Below are 17,353 nucleotides of genomic sequence, written 5' to 3' on the forward strand. Positions count from 1 at the left end.
CACCATATGTACTTCTCGTCGCTCAAGTTGTTTGAGGTGTTGAAATTCTTTCAATTCCTCATGTTATTTGAAAATCAATTTCTTGACACCTCATCCAATTTTGGAGCGCCAGAAAAAGTCTAAACAATCTGTTTAGACTAAATCATTTCATTAATTGCATTCCAGATATTATCTATTCCTGTTTTCTTTAATGAATCTACAGGAATCAACGCTTTTACAGGAAGCTTTAATGTATTCGCAATCTTTTGCGCATTACTTAAATACTTGCCTCTAGAAATCTTATCTGTTTTCGTACATGCTACGATAATATTCAGATGTGTACTTCTACCATACTCAATCATCGCAATATCGTCTTCATTCGGTTCTCTTCTTGCATCCAGCACAAGAACCATACCTTTTAGATTTTCTCTATGATTGAAATAAGGTTCAATCAGCTTTCCAAAAGCAAGTGCACTCTTTGCATCACTCGTCGCATAGCCATAGCCAGGCGCATCTGTAAATACAACTCTGTTATCTACAATAAAGAAGTTTAACAGTCTTGTTTTACCAGGTGTTTTTCCTGAAAATGCTAAATTCTTACGATTTACCAGTGCATTGATGAGTGTACTTTTACCAGCATTACTTCTACCCGCAAATACAATTTCAGGTAGATTGCTGTCTGGCCATCCACTTTCATTTGCTGCTGTTGTCAGCAGTTTCGCATCATGATACTGCATTATTTCACCAGCGCTTCCTTTAATACTTGAGAAACGTTATCTACAGGAATAAATGTAATGGATTCTTTGACAGCCTTTGGTACATCATCAAGATCTCTCACGTTTTCCTTAGGAATCAAGATCTTAGTAATACCAACTCGATTTGCTGCTAAAGATTTTTCTCTTAAGCCACCAATTGGAAGTACGTGACCTCTTAGTGTAATTTCCCCTGTCATCGCAAGGTTATTTTCAACTGCTCTACCTGTTAAAGCAGAAACAATTGCCGTTGTCATCGTTACACCAGCACTAGGGCCATCCTTAGGTACTGCTCCTTCTGGTACATGGATATGAATATCGTTCTTTTCAAAGAATTTTGGATCAATGTTATAGTCATGTGCATGTGCTTTGACATAGTCAACCGCAATCTGTGCAGATTCTTTCATAACATCACCAAGTTTACCAGTCATCACAATTCCACCCTTACCTTCATAAGAGCTGACTTCAATCTGGAGAACATCTCCCCCAAATTCTGTATATGCTAAACCAGTAACACAGCCAACCTGTGCTTTCTTTTCTTTGTTTCCGTATTCAAAGATTTCTTTACCAAGCCATGCATTGATCTGCTTCTTGCTCATTGTCATAGACTTCTTGCCATCCTTCAGGATTGCTAAAACGGTCTTACGACATAGAGAAGCAATAAGTCTTTCTAATTGTCTTACGCCTGCTTCGCGTGTGTAATGACGAATGAGATACAACACTTCATCATCTTTAATTTTGAATTGAGATGCTTTTAAACCATTTGCTTTGATCTGCTTAGGAATCAGATGATCCTTTGCAATCTGTACCTTATCCAGTTCTGTATAAGATGGCAATTCAATGATTTCCATACGATCTCTTAAAGGTGCAGGAATATTTTCCAGGTAGTTGGCTGTTGCGATAAACATTACTTTACTTAGATCATAAGGTTCTTCTAGATAGTGATCAGAAAACATTGCATTCTGTTCAGGATCCAACACTTCCAGCATTGCATCACTAGGATCACCCTTATAGTCAGCACCCATCTTATCGATTTCATCAATCAGGAATACAGGGTTAATCACTTCAGCCTTCTTCATTCCTTGGATGATACGACCAGGCATTGCACCTAGATAAGTTCTTCTATGACCTCTGATTTCAGCTTCATCTCTAACGCCTCCTAAGCTCATTTTCACAAACTTGCGGTCTAAGGCACGAGCAATGGATTTTGCTAATGAAGTTTTACCAACACCTGGAGGACCTGCTAAACAGATAATTGGTGCATTTAATGTACCTGTCATCTGTTTTACAGCTAGATATTCCATGATACGATCTTTGACTTTTTCAAGACCATAATGATCTTCATCCAAAACTTCACGTACTTCCTTCAGATCTTCTACATCTTCTGTTTCCTGCCAGTATGGAACATTTAAAAGCCAGTCTAAGTAGTTTCTGCTAACAGATGCTTCTCCGCTTCCAGCAGGCAGCATTTCATATTTCTTCAATTCATCCAATGCCTTCTTCTTGATAGATTCTGGATATGGATTGTTTTCAATCTTGTCGCGAAGTTCCTGGGAATCATCGGTAATATTAGAAACATCACCAAGTTCTTCTTTGATTGTCTTAAGTTTTTCTCTTAAGTAATATTCTTTTTGTGAATCATCAATCTTTTCTTTTACTTTCTGATTGATATCATTTTCAATTTCAGATAAACGCTGCTGTTTTTCCATTTCAGAAATGATAAATAACATGCGTTCATTGATATTGAGTGTTTCAAGAAGTTTCTGTTTTGTCTGCTGATCATTTAATAAATACTGGCCAAACTGATCTGTTAATGTTACTGCAGAAACACCTTTTGACATCTGGTGAATAATATCTGCAGGAAATGCAGCAGTTACATTTGAAATCTTCTCAAATTCAGAAATAATCTTCTTTACCAATGCAAGTTCTTCTGTTGTATCACCCTGTACATCTTCTAACAGTTCAATATCAGCCATCATCATAGAACCATCATCTTCAAGATTCACAAGCTTAGCGCGCTTCATACCAGTAAAAGTAATACGCATATAGCCTTGTTTTCTTCTAACAACTTTGATTTTACTTAATGTACCAACGGAATAAAGATTCTCTCTAACAGGCTGTTCAACCATGATGTCATTCTGACAGACAATAAATACCTGTCCATCATACTCATCACTTGCACTATTGATTGCGTTGACCGATTTTTGTCTGCCAACTTCAATCATAACATCTTGTCCAGGGAATACGATGATTCCTCTAGTACAAATTACGGGAATTCTCATAGTATTTTCCATACCTAGTACTCCTTTCTTTTCTTCTAACAAATAAGACGCAGCTTAAATATAAACTACGTCTTATGAATCATTCATTAAGCTTTTGCTGCGTTGTCTTTAACGAAGTTGTAAGCCTTTGTTGTCTTGATATCCTGCTTGATCATGTCAACAGAAACAAGTGGCTTGATCTTTTCAACTTCCATACCATACTGCGTAGCAAGATCATGGTACTGAGCTTCAACATCTTCGTCTGTTGCTTCTAAGTTTTCAACTTCAGCAATCTTGTTAAGTGTCAATCTTAACTTAACGCTCTTTTCAGCATTTTCTCTGTAGTCATTCTTAACATCTTCTACAGTCTTGCCCATCATCTTCAGGTATTGTGTGAAAGAAATACCATACTGCTGGATCTGAGCAGCCATCTGCTGGATCTGACCATTAACTTCATCTTCAACAAGAGCATCTGGCATATCGATCTTAACATTGCTTGTTAATTCATCAAATAGCTTTTCATCAGCTGCATTTTCTGCCTGTGCCTGCTTAGCAGATGATAATCTTTCTTTTACTGTATTCTTAAGATCTTCAACTGTTTCAACGTTAGGAATGTTTGTATCCTTAGCGAAATCATCATCTAGTTCAGGTAATACTTCTCTTGTAACTTCATGAACCTTAACCTTGAATACAACTGCAGCACCCTTAAGGTCTTCAGCATGATAATCTTCTGGGAATGTTAAGTTCAATTCCTTTTCATCACCAGCCTTGCAGCCAATTAACTGATCTTCGAAACCAGGAATGAATGAACCTGAGCCTAACTTTAAGCCATAGTTTTCAGCCTTGCCGCCTTCGAATGCAACGCCATCCTTGAATCCTTCATAGTCGATCTTAACTGTGTCGCCTTCTTGAGCTTCACCTTCAACTGTTTCAAGATCTGAATACTGCTTTCTCATACGGTCGATTTCTTCGTTGAGTTCTTCATCAGTAACTTCAACTGCTTCAACTTCATACTTTAAGCCTTTGTATTCGCCAAGTTCTACTTCTGGCATAACTGCGAATGTGAATACGAGTTCTGCCTTTTCATCATCCATAGACTTAACATCTAACTGTGGCTGAGAAATAGGTGTAAGATTCAATTCTTCAAATGCTTTTCTCATCCATTCATTTGCATTGTCTTCGATAGCCTGTGCCTGTCTTTCAGCCATAGAAACTTTCTTTTCAAGCATAGCTACAGGAACATGTCCTTTTCTAAAGCCATCGATCTTAGCATTCTTAGCAATCTTATTGAATGCTTTCTTAACGGCGTTCTTCCATTCTTCGCCTTCGATTGTGACATTCATGTCACCCATTGATTTTTCTTTCAGTGTCCAAGTTGACATTGTTATTCTCCTTTTCAATTCGTGCTTGCCTATTATAGCAAAATTCCATAAATAGTGCCATAAATACACAAAAATTTACATGAAATATAATAGCACTCATATTAGCACTGTCAATAGATGAGTGCTAATATTTTAATAAATATTTCAGTTCAGCAATATTTCAGAATAAATAAAAATGGCATCTCTGCCATTTAACTGAATTGCTGAGAAACAAATCCGATCTGTTTTTTTACATCTTCCAGAATATCATTTCTGTCCATCATACGCGTAATTTCTTCTAAAATGTCAAACGCTAATGATTGCCCTTCATCTTCCTCATACGACAGCGGCAGAAACATAAACACATCATGAACAAGCATTGTCTTTGCCATTTCATACATATCTGGATTTTTATTCAGCCATTGATTCAATAAAGCATTTGCTTTCAGGAAGCCTTTTGAGTGAGAACATGGAACAAGTGAATCGCCATAAAATGTATATTCAACACCATCTTTATTCCAGATAAATTCATCCTGAATTTCCTGTTCTGCAATTGCTTCAACAATTAAGGCAGCTGCTTCAGGATATGGATCATCTTTAAGATAGTCTTGTATCTCCTCAATATAGTCCCTTAAATTTCTTTTTGCTAATTGTGCAGCAGATACAAGCTGACATTCACTGCCTCCTCTTAGACCATCTAAAATATCATCCACACTTCTCTCTGTATTTCTTTTTTCACCCATTTGAAATCTGAGATCTTTTAATAAAGTATACAGCTGTTCTTCTGTATCTTCTGGAATGTATGGCATGCTTAACTCTTTTTTAATAGTTGCAAATGCCTGTGCATAGTCGCCATCAGCAATATTCTGTTTGATTTCAGCAATCATTTCATCATAATAATTCGTCATGATATTAGTATATAATTTTATTTCATTCATCTCAAATACGTTTTATAATAGTGACATGGAAGAAATCGTATTAGTTTCAGATAATCATGGTCAAAGAAAACCATTAGAGTATCTCAAAGAAAATTATCCAGTCACAGATTATTTCATCCATTGTGGCGATTCAGAAATGCATCCTAACCAGTTATCTGGTTTTACAAGTGTACAGGGAAATAATGATTTTTTTCATGCATATCCAAATGAAAGAATCATAACAATAGCTAATCACAACATTCTTGTTGTGCATGGTCATATGCATATGATTTTCAATCAGCCACAACAATTAGCAAGATACGCAAAAAGAGTACATTGTGATATTGTCTTCTATGGCCATACGCATATTCCACAGGATATTACAGTTAACGGTGTTCGCTGCATTAATCCTGGCAGTATCTGGCACAACCGTGATGGATCCAAACCTAGCTATATGATTATCCATTTAGATGATAAAAATATCGAAGTTGAGAAGAAAGAATACAAATTTTAAAAAAATTTAACAAAAAGGCTTGTCAAACTCTTAACTCTTTGGTATATTAAATGAGCTGTCTTGGTAGCTCAGCTGGATAGAGCACCCGCCTTCTAAGCGGACGGTCAGGAGTTCGAATCTCCTCCAGGACACCATTTAAAAATCACCGCTGTTTATCAGCGGTTTTTTTGTGCTATACTATTCTCATGAACATGAATTTATATCCATATAACTACTATTCTTTACTGATTGCGGTAATACTTGTCATTATTTTCCTGTTTTTGACATTGAAGCATTTAGCTTCATTAGCAAAAACAGTGCAGAATATGCAGCCTGCCTTAGAAAATATACAAAAACAGTCAACACTGTTGCAAATCAAACAGGAAGTATTACAGGAAAAGAAACAGGAAAGTCATAAAAATGATAAATACTTTAAAGTACTGCTTCCTTTACTGGCAGCAATCTATACAACATATCGAGATGATGATGAGTGTCATGGTATCAAAGGATACAAAAAAGCATGTAAAACGGTATTTCAGAAAAAGAATACAAGTTTATCCAAAATATTTTCACAGATACGATAAATATAAAAACGAGGTTTTCCTCGTTTTTATCATACTTATAGAGAAGTTGTCATACCTAGGACGAAGCTGATTGCCATCATAATGCATCCAATCAGAACAACGATACCTACACATTTTGTAATGGAATAATTCTTCTTTGTTAATAGATAGTAGAATACATATGTACAAACCAGACCAATACAAGCTGGTACAGCATTCAATACGCTTGACGCTACAGAAGACAAACTGCTTGATTGTACAGCTGAAACAAACGTATTTGAAGCACTGACATGCTTTGTTGCCAGTACAATCAATCCACCAACTGTAAATCCACCCATGATTTTAGATGCCTTTGCAAGGTCTTCCTTCTTTTTCATGAGTTTTTCCATAATCTTTGTACCTTGTGCATATCCAACTTTAATCAATACAAAGCGCAATACAACCGTAAGAAACATTGCTGCAAGTGCAAATACAGCTACGCTGGCAACATTGCCATTATTCGCACCAGGAATGCACGCAATGGCTACTGTTGAAAGAATCATCAAGTTAAACAATGCATGAGAGAGGCTATTGCATAATACATTCATTGTTGTACGAACAGAACGAATTGTTTCTAAATCACATTTCTGTGCTTCCAGTGAAAGTACAACTCCCATAGCAAGTGTAGAAAAGAATGATCCTGTTTCTACATATTCAAGATTATGTCCCATGGATAATGCAAGATCTTCTTCATTTTCATGAATCTTTTTAAGAGCTGGTGCTAATGCATGGCACCATCCATATGCTTCCCCTGTTTCGCTGTTCTTAGAAGCACTTACCATAAAAGAACGCAACGCAACCTGATTTAATGTTTTCTTGTCTAAAGGAAATGCTTCATTTTTATTTGTATACTGTGTAATTCCTACCACCATTTTTCTGCACCTCCTTTAATTGTGTTGACTGGCTTGCTTTCCTCATTTTTCACTGTTATTGTTTCTTTCTGTGAAGAATGGAAGTTAAACCATCCTAAAGCAAATGCAATGCATGCTACTATTGTTCCAGATACAGCAGCAGAAGTCATAGATACTAAGATCAAACCAACCGCAACACCTAGTAAAACAGCACCAGTAAGGTCTTTTCCACCCATGTTTCTTAATAGAATTGCAAATGCAATACATGGCATTAAAGAAGCAATCGTCATGATTCCAATCATTACGAATGGATAAGTGTGAATAAATGTTGACAGCATTGCATTAATACTGGAAGCATTTTTCATCACGAAATATGCAACCCCTAAATAGACAAGTACATTGATTAGAATCAATACAAACTGCATCATGCCAACTTTTTTATCATCATGTTTTTCACAAGCTTTTCTAACTGCTGGCAAAAATAATGTGTTGAATAGATTTAAAACATATTCTAATGCAATTCCTCCAACAAGAAATGCACTTGCATTTGTGATAGATGCATCTACACCACCACTCACTAAAAACGAAGAAATGATAGAAGTAAATAAGAATCCGCTTTCTACAGGTACATATTCACTCAACGACTGATATGCAATGTAATATACTTCTAATGCTCCTCCAAGTAACATACCCTCTTTCAAATATCCTAAAGAAGCACCAAGTAAAGTACATGCGACAAGAGGTCTTTGTAAGATATGTGAAAAACAGTATTTATCTAAGACGATCAATAAAACAATGATCAAAGGTAAAACTGACATAATTTATATTCCTTTCCTTTTTTCAGAAACTATTATATCAAATTCTAATGCAGTTGAAATCATCTCGCCAAAACAAAAACAATACATTGCGTATTGTTTGTCAATCATAATCATAGTTATCATACAGATTCACTGTGATATCTGTAACGATTCTCTGATTTTCTTTCTTTTTTGTATCCAGAGAATACGACACTACATATGGACTATCTTCATTATCGTATTCAATACTGTAATACCAGTTAGATTCTGTTGTCGATTTATGATGTTTCCAGTCATTTTCATTAATTAATTGATCTACTTCCTGACATGTCATACCAGTATAAAGACCACCAGATACTTTTATATCTACATATAACTCATCATCTGGGTAAACACTCATATATTCAACATATGCATCCCTAACAGATATTTTCTTTGTTGTTGGAGAAAATACCGCAACAAACATATTCTGATTCTTGTCATTTTCTAAAGAAATATATTTTGTTGTATCACCTTTGATCTTGTCTTTTGCTTTTGTTTCAGAATATTCAGAAATTTCCCAGCCATTGTCTAATATTTCAGATAATTGACAAGGCATAGAATAATACTCACCATTGATAGAAACTTCATTGGATAATGTATCGTCTAATATTCCATCTCCCTGTTGAATTTCATCAATGGAAATACCTTCATCTGTATCAAAACCATCATCAAATCCATTGATGATGGCTGAACCAGCATATCCCATCAAGCCTAATATAACACCCGTAATACAGACTTTTTTGATGTATCCCTTCACACTGAAATGATATTTTTTTGATTGTGTTTCTTCTTCAACTTCTTCAAAGTCTAGATCTGAGTATTCATTTTGATTTTGTTCTTGATATTGTTTTGCCATATCAATATTATCTAAAAAATAACAGGTAAAAGCAATGAAAAAGAGATAAGATTTCTCCTATCTCAAGTACTTATCTTTGACTAGCATATATGCCATGATGTGCACAGGCTGTTCAAAATCACCATTTGTAATTCTTTCTTCAAGTTCTTGTTGAGAAAGATGAATATATTCTAAATCTTCCGTATCATCTAGATTTAAATCAGACACTTTTTTACATCGATCTGCAAAGAAGCAATATGCATAGTTATCCGCAATTGTTGGATAGCTTGGAACTGTAATAATGTGATGCCAGTCATTACTCATACATCCAGTTTCCTCTAGCAATTCTCTTCTAGCACAGTCAAATGCATCTTCTCTTTTGATCTTAGAATATTCATTATCTGCAGCTTCAATCCCACCTGCAGGAAATTCTGTTGTTACTTTATCTAGTCCATGACGGTATTGTTGAACACAGATAAAATCACCATTTTCATCTCTAGCAACAATCACAGAATAGCTTCTTCTAGAATAGTTATAATATGGTTCAAATTCTTCACCATTTGGAAACTGATATCTGCATCTTCTGAAGTCAATCCATTGATCTTGAACAATATGTTCTTCTTTTACTTTTTTCCATTTTAAATCACGCATTTTTTACCTCTTTGATCCACAGATCTACAGATGCATCACTAGGCATTCTCCAGTCACCTCTAGGAGACAATGTTACTGATCCAACCTTAGGTCCATCTGGCAGACAAGAACGCTTAAACTGCTGATGGAAGAAACGATTATAGAAACGAATCAACGCATCTTTCACTTCTTGTTTTGTTAAGGTATCATATGCAACTAATGCAAATGCAAGTATCTTTTCTGGTGTAAAACCATAACGCAATGTGTAGAACAGGAAGAAATCATTCAAGTCATATTTACCAATCTTTTCTTCTGTTTTCTGTGCAATCTTGCCATTAGTTGCAGGTGTCAATTCAGGAGATATTGGTGTATCTACAATACTCAATAATGTTTCTTTTAAGAATGCATCATCACAAGTATATGCATAAGTTCTACAGATGTATTGAACAAGTGTTTTAGGAACAGATGTATTCACACCATACATACTCATATGATCTCCATTATACGTACACCAGCCTAATGCAAGTTCAGATAAATCACCTGTACCAACAACTAAGCCATTTTCCATATTTGCCGCATCCATCAAGATATATGTACGATATCTTGCCTGTGCATTTTCATATGTTGTATCACCTTCACCATTGTATTGATTTCCATGTCCTAATTCTTCTAAATGTAGCTTTACACCTTCTCCAATGGCAACTTCTCTTGCTTCAACATTCAATGCTTTCATTAAATTAATTGCATTGTTATATGTTAAAGAAGTTGTATTTCCATGATTTGGAAGTGTATAGGCAATTATATGGATTTCAGGTACGATTTTCTTTGCTTCATGTGCTACAAGTAAAGCTAATGTGCTGTCCAATCCACCAGAAATACCAATGACGAGATTATGAATATGTGTTGAACGCACACGCGTTGCCAGGCCATTTGCCTGAATCTTAAGAATTTTTTCGCAACGTTCCTTTCTTTCATTGTCATCCTTTGGTACAAATGGATTTTTCGCAATCAAATAGTTTTCTTTTTTTAGTGTTTCTACAAGTGTATCTACTGAAATTTCATTTGTATTACATAATGCAGGAATCTTTGCTTCCACTCTTGTATATCCTTCATCTACTGTTTCAAATGTATTCTGATGAATTCGGTTATATGTAATTGTATCTAGATCAATAATTGCAGAATCAACGTGTGTACGCTCTGTAAAGATAGAATCTTTCAACTTCTTGCCATTTTCATAAATCATAGAATGACCAGAGAAAACTAGATCCGTACTTGATTCATCAACTCCACTGGAAACATAACAATACGCACAATAACAAGAACTGGATTGCTGGGAAACCATGCTTCTACGATAATCTTCTTTTCCAATCAGTTCATCAGATGCGCTTAAATTCACAATGATATTTGCTCCCGCTAGACATGCATGTGTACTAGGCTTATCTGCGACCCAAAGATCTTCACAGATATCACATCCAACAACTGCTCCACTTTGTGGATCTTCAATGAGTAAAGTCTTGGAAAAAGGAACTTTATCATTTTCAAATTGAATATATGTATCTTTGATTTCTTTTCCTGAAGTAAACCATCTAGATTCATAGAATTCTGAATATGTTGGAATATAGATCTTTGGAACAACACCAATGATCTTTCCTTGTGAAATATAGACAGCACAGTTATATAGACTATTGTGATATTTTAATGCAGCACCAACAACAATCAGCTGCTGATCAACAATCGAAGCAATCTCTACAAGTGCATTTTTACTAGCTTCTAATAATGCATCATGTGCAAATAAATCCGCACATGTATAGCCACTGATGCATAACTCAGGAAAAAGTAAAATAGAGCAATCTTGATGGTCTAAGATTGCCTGTTTGATTTGTTCTGTGTTGTAAGAAATATTGGCAACCTTTAGTGAAGGTACAACATTTCCAACTTTAATCATTCTATTTTTCATAAAGTATCATCCTTTGTATAGTTTCTTAACCCATTCAGTTCTTCTGGAATCAATGGATCAATTTCTGCATACTTTTCTTCATTAAACAAATGTCTAACAATAGAAGAAGAAATCATTTGAAAATCATCCGGCGTATCAATCATATCAATGTATGGAGAAATACTTTTCACATATGAATTGTTATCAATGATTGATTGAAAATCAGCATTGCTTCTTTTCATACATACAATACCAAACTGTTCCGTAATTTCCTTCATATACATCCAGCCTGTCTTTAATTCTTTTAACTTGTCACTGCCAAACAACAGTTTACATGCATAGCCTTCTTCTTTCAGATGCAGTAATGTCATATATGTACGTGGCTGTGTTTCTGCCTTGATTTCAAAATCACAGACAAGCATCCAGTCTCTTGTAGAAGCAATTTTCTGAAGCATTTCATAACGCACTTTATCATTGAAAGCAAAGTCTTTCTGTTGATCATTTTTGATATAGGTCATCTTTGTTGGAACAAAAATCACAACATCAGACTTTGTCATTTTTTTTGCATATTCAGCCAGTTGAATGTGTGCAATTGTTGGGGGATTAAATGCTCCCCCAAACATTAATGCCTTAATCAAGAGAACCTCCATGCAGTTTCTTATACATTGCTTCTCTTACTTCATATACTTTTTCTGTTAGATCAACGTAATGTGAATGTGGCATCTTTGGACGAAGTTCACTTTCCCATACTTTATTTTCAAGCTGATCTTTGATGAATTCCTTCTTTTCCTTGATTGTTGGCAATTCCATTGCAAGTTCACCATTGATTAGATGTGGAACAAGAAGCTTTTCAGCCTTGAGAGGTGTAATCTTTCTAGAATGATGCAAAGCATCAGGATTCATATCATACACAGTAATTTCTTTTCCTTCTTCAATGATTTCATCATCAAGAGAAATGATATCTGCCTGTCCCTTGCCTTCTTCATCATAGATACGCCAAGCCATCAGTTTGCCTGGAATAATTGCCTTTGAAGCAGAATCAGAACACTTCATTCTTGGTGAATATGTACCATCATCTTCTTTAACCGCAACCAGTTTATATACACCTCCAAATACAGGTGAAGAGGAAGAAGTAATCAGCTTTTCACCAACACCATAGGAATCAAAACGTGCACCTTCATACAATTCCATATCTGCCATTGTATTTTCATCTAAGGAGTTAGATGCTACAAGCTTTACATAAGGCTTTCCAGCTTCATCCAGTCTCTTTCTAAGTCTCTTATATCCTCTAGCAAGGTCTCCTGAGTCAATACGCGCACTCTTGACTCTCTTGTTTGGATCGTTTGGATATTTTTCAATGAGATAGTCATCAATCTTAATGAGGTTTGGTAAACCACTTTCTAGAATATTATATGTATCTAATAGCAGTGATACGTTCTCTGGATATGTATCAGCATATGCCTTAAATGCTTCAAATTCATTTTCATAGAATTCAATAAAGGAGTGTGCAATTGTACCTACAGCTTTTACATCTGGTCCGTATTTCATTTCTGCTAAACAGTTAGCAGTACCAATGCATCCACCTAGAATTGCTGCATATGCACCATTGTCACCAGCTGACTGTCCCTGTGCTCTACGTGTACCAAATTCCATTACATTTCTTGGTGTATGTGTTGACAGGCCCGAAATCTTTGTTGCCTTTGTCGCAATCAATGAATGGAAGTTCATTGTCTGTAAAAGATATGTTTCAATCAAGATAGCCCCAACCATATCACATTCAATACGTACCATTGGAACCTGTGGATAGCATACAAGACCTTCCTTGAATGCATACATATCACCTTTCCATCTGTATGTTCTTAAATAGTCAAGGAATTCTTCACTCATTCCCTTTGTTCTAAGATATACAAGATCTTTTTCAGTAAAGTGATATTCTCTTAAAAACTTTACCAAAGCATGCTGACCGCAGGAAATACTGTATCCTTGATTGTCCGGGTTTCTTCGAAAGAACATGTCAAAAACCATGACCTTGTCTTTAAATCCGTGCTGGAACAGACAGTTTGCCATTGTGAATTCATAAAAGTCAGTTACCATCGCTGGATTGTTATAATCTTCATCAGCAATATAAGGTTCTACATTAATGTTTGACATTTCTTTTCCTCCTATAAAACATTGATCTGACAAGATCTCATCGTTTCTAATGCTGCTAAGTGCTTTTCTTTAGTTACGCCAGCACATGCTTTTTCAACAACATTAATTGTTGTGTTATACAAAGCTGCTCTTAGCAGTAATGCATTTGAAATAACACAAATATCTGTACATAAGCCAACAAGTGTAATTTCATCTGGCTGTAAGGCAGTGATCATCTGTACAAGTGTACAAGAACCAAATGTTGGCTTCTCCACAGGAATATATGATACATTTTCCAGCGCATCCTGAATCTCTTTGTTTAATTTCCAGCCTTCTGTATAACGAATACAGTGTTTTACTGGAAGCATCTTTCCTTCCAGTGTATCTAGATAGTTTTCTTCATGTGTATCAAATGTCACAAATACATCATCATACTTTTTAGAAATTTCTTCTTTCACATATGGAAGAATTTCTACTGCCTCTTTTGTGCCTAGAGCACCATCCACAAAATCATTCTGTACATCAACAATTACCAATACCTTTTTCATAAGTTCTCCTTTAAGAAATCATACATTGGATTAAACTGATACAAAGAAGCACGCTTTCCAATCCCTTTTGTTTTCTTTCCTGTATCAATCAACATCTTTTTAATGTCTCTTCTAAAATTACCTGTATCTACTTTATGACCAATCACAGCTTCATATGCATCCTGAATCTGACGTAATGTACATTCATTTGGCAACAGATTAAACAAGATACCAGTAGAAGCAACACGGCTTTTCAATACATCCATTGCCATATTGATTGCCTTGATATGATCTGCAGCAAGCATTGCATTGCTTTTCTTTTCCAGCCATTTTGATTTACTTTCTACGTAATTTCTTTTCGCATTGTCTTTGATTTCATAACAGATATGAATATCTTCCTGGTCATTCTCTAAACAAAGAAGTGATTTTCTGCCTTTCTGTGTAGAAGAAATTGTCTTCTTTGAAATATTGAACCATCCAGCATCTTTTGCATCATCACTGGCATGTGTATTTTTAATGTTGCCGGAAGGTGTCATAGAAAGATAGACTGTCGTAATAATACGAGTTCTAGGATCTCGATCTGCATTTCCAAATGTATATAACTGTCTGAAGTATGTATACTTTGAAATACTTGTTTCTTCCTTTAACTCTCTAAGCACTGCCTGTTCCATATCTTCTTCAAATTCAATGAATCCGCCAGGCATCGCCCAGTCTCCAATAAACGGATGATTCTTTCTTTTAACAAGCAGTACTTTTAGATTTCCTTCGTATACAGTAAACAAGATCATATCCACTGTATTACTAGGTCTTCTATATTTGTTTTCGTCATAATTCTTTAGAAACTGTTCTAAAGTTTCTCCATATTCATTTATTTTTTCCATACTAAATATAGTCACTTTGACTATGAATATTATGAAACGAAACCGTTGTATTTGCAAGTCATACAAAAAAGAAGAACTCACTTGGAATTCTTCTTCATTCTTGTATATTTTCTTCCTAGATTTGTTTCAAGGAATCTTTTCAGCTGTTCTTCATCCTGTAAAGAGAAGTCTAATTCTTTACTTCTATAGTCATCTGGCTTTTTTTCGTTCTGAGATTCTACTGTAAAGAATACCGCAATGACATTTTTTCTTTTTTCATAGTCATATGCGCGTACTTCACTCCAAGGAATCATCTTACCTCCAGTAACAAGTCCATCTTCACCAACGCCATCTCTAACAACCATGTATACAGATACTGCAATGATTGTACCTGTTAGACGGAAGATATCAAAAACAGACATGCTTGCACCTTGTGTAAACATAGAGAGAACAGATAATACTCCTACAACAAGGAACAAGATTCGCATTGTTGACCATTGCTGATCAGCAATGATAACTTTGCCATTTAATTTCTTCCAGCGGAAGAATAGTGGAATGGATAAACCAATAAAAACCACACCAATAACGATATTGATAATATCATTTAAACCAAGATTCATTTTTCTACCTCTTAAACTCAATGAAGCTATTATACCATAGTCTATACTTAAAATATTCATGATTATATCTAAAATATTTAAAGAGCATTTCATTCACAATTAGAATAAAATGATAGATGAAAAATTAAGGAGTTAGAAATCATGAATACAATTGAAGCAGTTCGCTCACTCATTCGCTATGGTTTAGACACAGAACTTATTGAAGAAAGTGATATTTTTTATGTAACAAATGCATTGCTCGATACATTGAAATTAGATGTAGATGCTTCCTTTCATCCTGAAAGTGGAGAAGCACACCCTCTAGAAGAAATCTTGAAAGCATTACTGGATGATGCTGCAGATAGAGGTGTGATTGAAGATGGTATTGCATCTAGAGATTTGTTTGATACTAGACTGATGAATTGTTTAACACCAAGACCAAGTCAGGTAAGACACACATTCGATGCTCTTTATAAGGAATCTCCTGAAAAAGCTACGAATTATTTCTATAAGCTCAGTTGTGATTCTGACTATATTCGCCGTTATCGCATTGCAAAGGATCGTAAATGGGTTACATCTACAAAATATGGTGATTTAGATATTACAATCAACTTATCCAAACCTGAAAAGGATCCAAAGGCAATTGCTGCTGCCGCAAATCAAAGCCAAAATCGTTATCCTGTTGATCTTCTCTGTCACGAAAATGAAGGCTTTGCGGGAAGACTTGATCATCCAGCACGTTTTACATTAAGACAGATTCCATTGACGCTGGATCATGAAGCATGGTTCATGCAGTATAGCCCATATGTTTATTACAATGAACATTGCATCGTTCTTTCTGAAGCACACCGTCCAATGAAGATTGAAAAGGCAACATTTACACGTCTTCTTGAATTCTTAGACATTTTCCCTCATTACACAATTGGATCTAACTCTGATCTTCCAATCTGTGGTGGTTCTATCTTATCTCACGAACATTTCCAGGGTGGCAATTATACATTTGCGATGGCAAAAGCACCTTTGCGTAAACCTGTTACATTCCAAGGGTTTGAAGATGTTGAAGCTGGCATTGTTGAATGGCCAATGTCTGTGATTCGTCTAGATGGCAAAGACCCTTCAAGAATCGTAGAACTTGCAGATCATATTTTAGAAACATGGAAAAACTACAGTGATGATAATTGTGGTATTAAAGCATTCACAAACGATACACCACATAATACAATCACTCCAATTGCGAGAATGAAAGATGGCAAGTATGAATTGGACCTTGTCTTAAGAAACAATCTGACAAGTGAACAATACCCTCTTGGCATTTTCCATCCACACCCACATCTGCATCACATCAAGAAAGAAAATATAGGTTTGATTGAAGTTATGGGTCTTGCAGTTCTTCCAGCTAGATTACTCAATGAAATGGAAGAATTAAAAAAAGCAATTCTAAACAACGAAGATATCGCTTCTAATACAGCAATCGCTTCTCATGCTGTATGGGCTGAAGGCATCAAGCAGAAATATACAGATATCAATTCAGGCAATATTGATTCCATTATTCAGGATGAAATTGGTTATGTATTTGCGGAAGTATTGGAAAATGCTGGTATCTATAAAGACGATGAAAATGGTCGCAATGGATTTGATGCATTTATCGCAAAAATAAACGAATAAATAAAGAATATCCAAAATTGGATGAGGTTTTGACATATTCCAAAATAACATGATGTTCATGAGGTCTTGAAGAAAAATCGATGTTCAAATATTTTGAGGTGCATTTTCATGCATCT

17 protein-coding genes and 1 tRNA gene are annotated in these 17,353 nt (G+C 35.4%); 4 read left to right on the plus strand and 14 right to left on the minus strand.

The window, feature by feature from the left end; translation table 11 throughout:
* Positions 1-137: 137 nt before the first annotated feature.
* The 4 genes from yihA to ACTND6_RS08745 form a co-directional block, all read right to left on the minus strand.
* Positions 138-716: a ribosome biogenesis GTP-binding protein YihA/YsxC gene (yihA, locus tag ACTND6_RS08730; protein WP_178176931.1), complete on the minus strand. Its 579-nt coding sequence runs from the start codon at positions 714-716 to the stop codon at positions 138-140.
* Entirely contained in the window at positions 716-3,025 is a 2,310-nt protein-coding gene (gene lon, locus ACTND6_RS08735; RefSeq protein ID WP_441023704.1) for an endopeptidase La, read from the minus strand. Before lon ends, yihA begins: the two co-directional genes overlap by 1 nt.
* Positions 3,026-3,099: 74 nt before the next feature.
* Positions 3,100-4,374, minus strand: coding sequence for a trigger factor (gene tig / locus ACTND6_RS08740; protein ID WP_441023706.1), 1,275 nt, complete (start codon positions 4,372-4,374; stop codon positions 3,100-3,102).
* A gap of 191 nt (positions 4,375-4,565) precedes the next feature.
* Entirely contained in the window at positions 4,566-5,261 is a 696-nt protein-coding gene (locus ACTND6_RS08745) for a DUF3196 family protein (RefSeq protein WP_441023707.1), read from the minus strand.
* Positions 5,262-5,316: 55 nt separating this feature from the next.
* Here ACTND6_RS08745 and ACTND6_RS08750 point away from each other — a divergent pair, with 55 nt between their 5' ends.
* From ACTND6_RS08750 to ACTND6_RS08760, 3 genes are all read left to right on the plus strand, one after another.
* Positions 5,317-5,784: a YfcE family phosphodiesterase gene (locus ACTND6_RS08750; RefSeq protein WP_178176935.1), complete on the plus strand. Its 468-nt coding sequence runs from the start codon at positions 5,317-5,319 to the stop codon at positions 5,782-5,784.
* A 57-nt stretch (positions 5,785-5,841) separates the two neighbouring features.
* A tRNA-Arg gene (locus tag ACTND6_RS08755) sits at positions 5,842-5,918 on the plus strand.
* A gap of 51 nt (positions 5,919-5,969) precedes the next feature.
* Positions 5,970-6,347, plus strand: coding sequence for a hypothetical protein (locus ACTND6_RS08760; RefSeq protein WP_178176655.1), 378 nt, complete (start codon positions 5,970-5,972; stop codon positions 6,345-6,347).
* Positions 6,348-6,382: 35 nt separating this feature from the next.
* Here ACTND6_RS08760 and ACTND6_RS08765 read toward each other — a convergent pair whose 3' ends face one another.
* The 10 genes from ACTND6_RS08765 to ACTND6_RS08810 all read right to left on the minus strand — a co-directional run bounded on the left by ACTND6_RS08765 (position 6,383) and on the right by ACTND6_RS08810 (position 15,593).
* On the minus strand, positions 6,383-7,237 hold the full coding sequence (locus ACTND6_RS08765) for a PTS system mannose/fructose/sorbose family transporter subunit IID (RefSeq protein ID WP_441023709.1): 855 nt from the start codon (positions 7,235-7,237) through the stop codon (positions 6,383-6,385).
* The gene (locus ACTND6_RS08770) at positions 7,228-8,034 is read right to left on the minus strand and encodes a PTS sugar transporter subunit IIC (protein WP_441023710.1); all 807 of its coding nucleotides are present in this window, start codon (positions 8,032-8,034) and stop codon (positions 7,228-7,230) included. Before ACTND6_RS08770 ends, ACTND6_RS08765 begins: the two co-directional genes overlap by 10 nt.
* Before the next feature lie 100 nt (positions 8,035-8,134).
* On the minus strand, positions 8,135-8,911 hold the full coding sequence (locus ACTND6_RS08775; RefSeq protein WP_441023711.1) for a hypothetical protein: 777 nt from the start codon (positions 8,909-8,911) through the stop codon (positions 8,135-8,137).
* 57 nt (positions 8,912-8,968) lie between these two features.
* Complete coding sequence (locus ACTND6_RS08780; protein ID WP_441023712.1) at positions 8,969-9,541, minus strand: NUDIX hydrolase; 573 nt, start codon at positions 9,539-9,541, stop codon at positions 8,969-8,971.
* A complete protein-coding gene (locus tag ACTND6_RS08785) occupies positions 9,534-11,477 on the minus strand; it encodes an NAD(+) synthase (RefSeq protein ID WP_441023713.1) in 1,944 nt (647 codons plus the stop codon). The genes ACTND6_RS08780 and ACTND6_RS08785 overlap by 8 nt, the downstream gene beginning before the upstream one ends.
* Positions 11,474-12,094 carry a hypothetical protein gene (locus ACTND6_RS08790; protein ID WP_441023714.1) on the minus strand — a complete coding sequence of 207 codons (621 nt, stop codon included), beginning with the start codon at positions 12,092-12,094 and terminating at the stop codon, positions 11,474-11,476. Before ACTND6_RS08790 ends, ACTND6_RS08785 begins: the two co-directional genes overlap by 4 nt.
* The gene (locus ACTND6_RS08795; protein ID WP_441023715.1) at positions 12,087-13,607 is read right to left on the minus strand and encodes a nicotinate phosphoribosyltransferase; all 1,521 of its coding nucleotides are present in this window, start codon (positions 13,605-13,607) and stop codon (positions 12,087-12,089) included. Before ACTND6_RS08795 ends, ACTND6_RS08790 begins: the two co-directional genes overlap by 8 nt.
* A gap of 11 nt (positions 13,608-13,618) precedes the next feature.
* Positions 13,619-14,134 carry a cysteine hydrolase family protein gene (locus ACTND6_RS08800; RefSeq protein WP_441023716.1) on the minus strand — a complete coding sequence of 172 codons (516 nt, stop codon included), beginning with the start codon at positions 14,132-14,134 and terminating at the stop codon, positions 13,619-13,621.
* The gene (locus tag ACTND6_RS08805) at positions 14,131-14,994 is read right to left on the minus strand and encodes an NUDIX domain-containing protein (RefSeq protein WP_320100493.1); all 864 of its coding nucleotides are present in this window, start codon (positions 14,992-14,994) and stop codon (positions 14,131-14,133) included. The genes ACTND6_RS08800 and ACTND6_RS08805 overlap by 4 nt, the downstream gene beginning before the upstream one ends.
* A gap of 77 nt (positions 14,995-15,071) precedes the next feature.
* The gene (locus ACTND6_RS08810) at positions 15,072-15,593 is read right to left on the minus strand and encodes a DUF5673 domain-containing protein (protein WP_178176645.1); all 522 of its coding nucleotides are present in this window, start codon (positions 15,591-15,593) and stop codon (positions 15,072-15,074) included.
* Positions 15,594-15,734: 141 nt separating this feature from the next.
* Between ACTND6_RS08810 and galT the strand changes: the two genes are divergently transcribed.
* On the plus strand, positions 15,735-17,237 hold the full coding sequence (galT, locus tag ACTND6_RS08815) for a UDP-glucose--hexose-1-phosphate uridylyltransferase (RefSeq protein ID WP_441023718.1): 1,503 nt from the start codon (positions 15,735-15,737) through the stop codon (positions 17,235-17,237).
* Positions 17,238-17,353 lie beyond the last annotated feature (116 nt).

The organism is Bulleidia sp. HCP3S3_C9 (assembly GCF_052064035.1).
GTDB lineage: Bacteria > Bacillota_I > Bacilli_A > Erysipelotrichales > Erysipelotrichaceae > Bulleidia.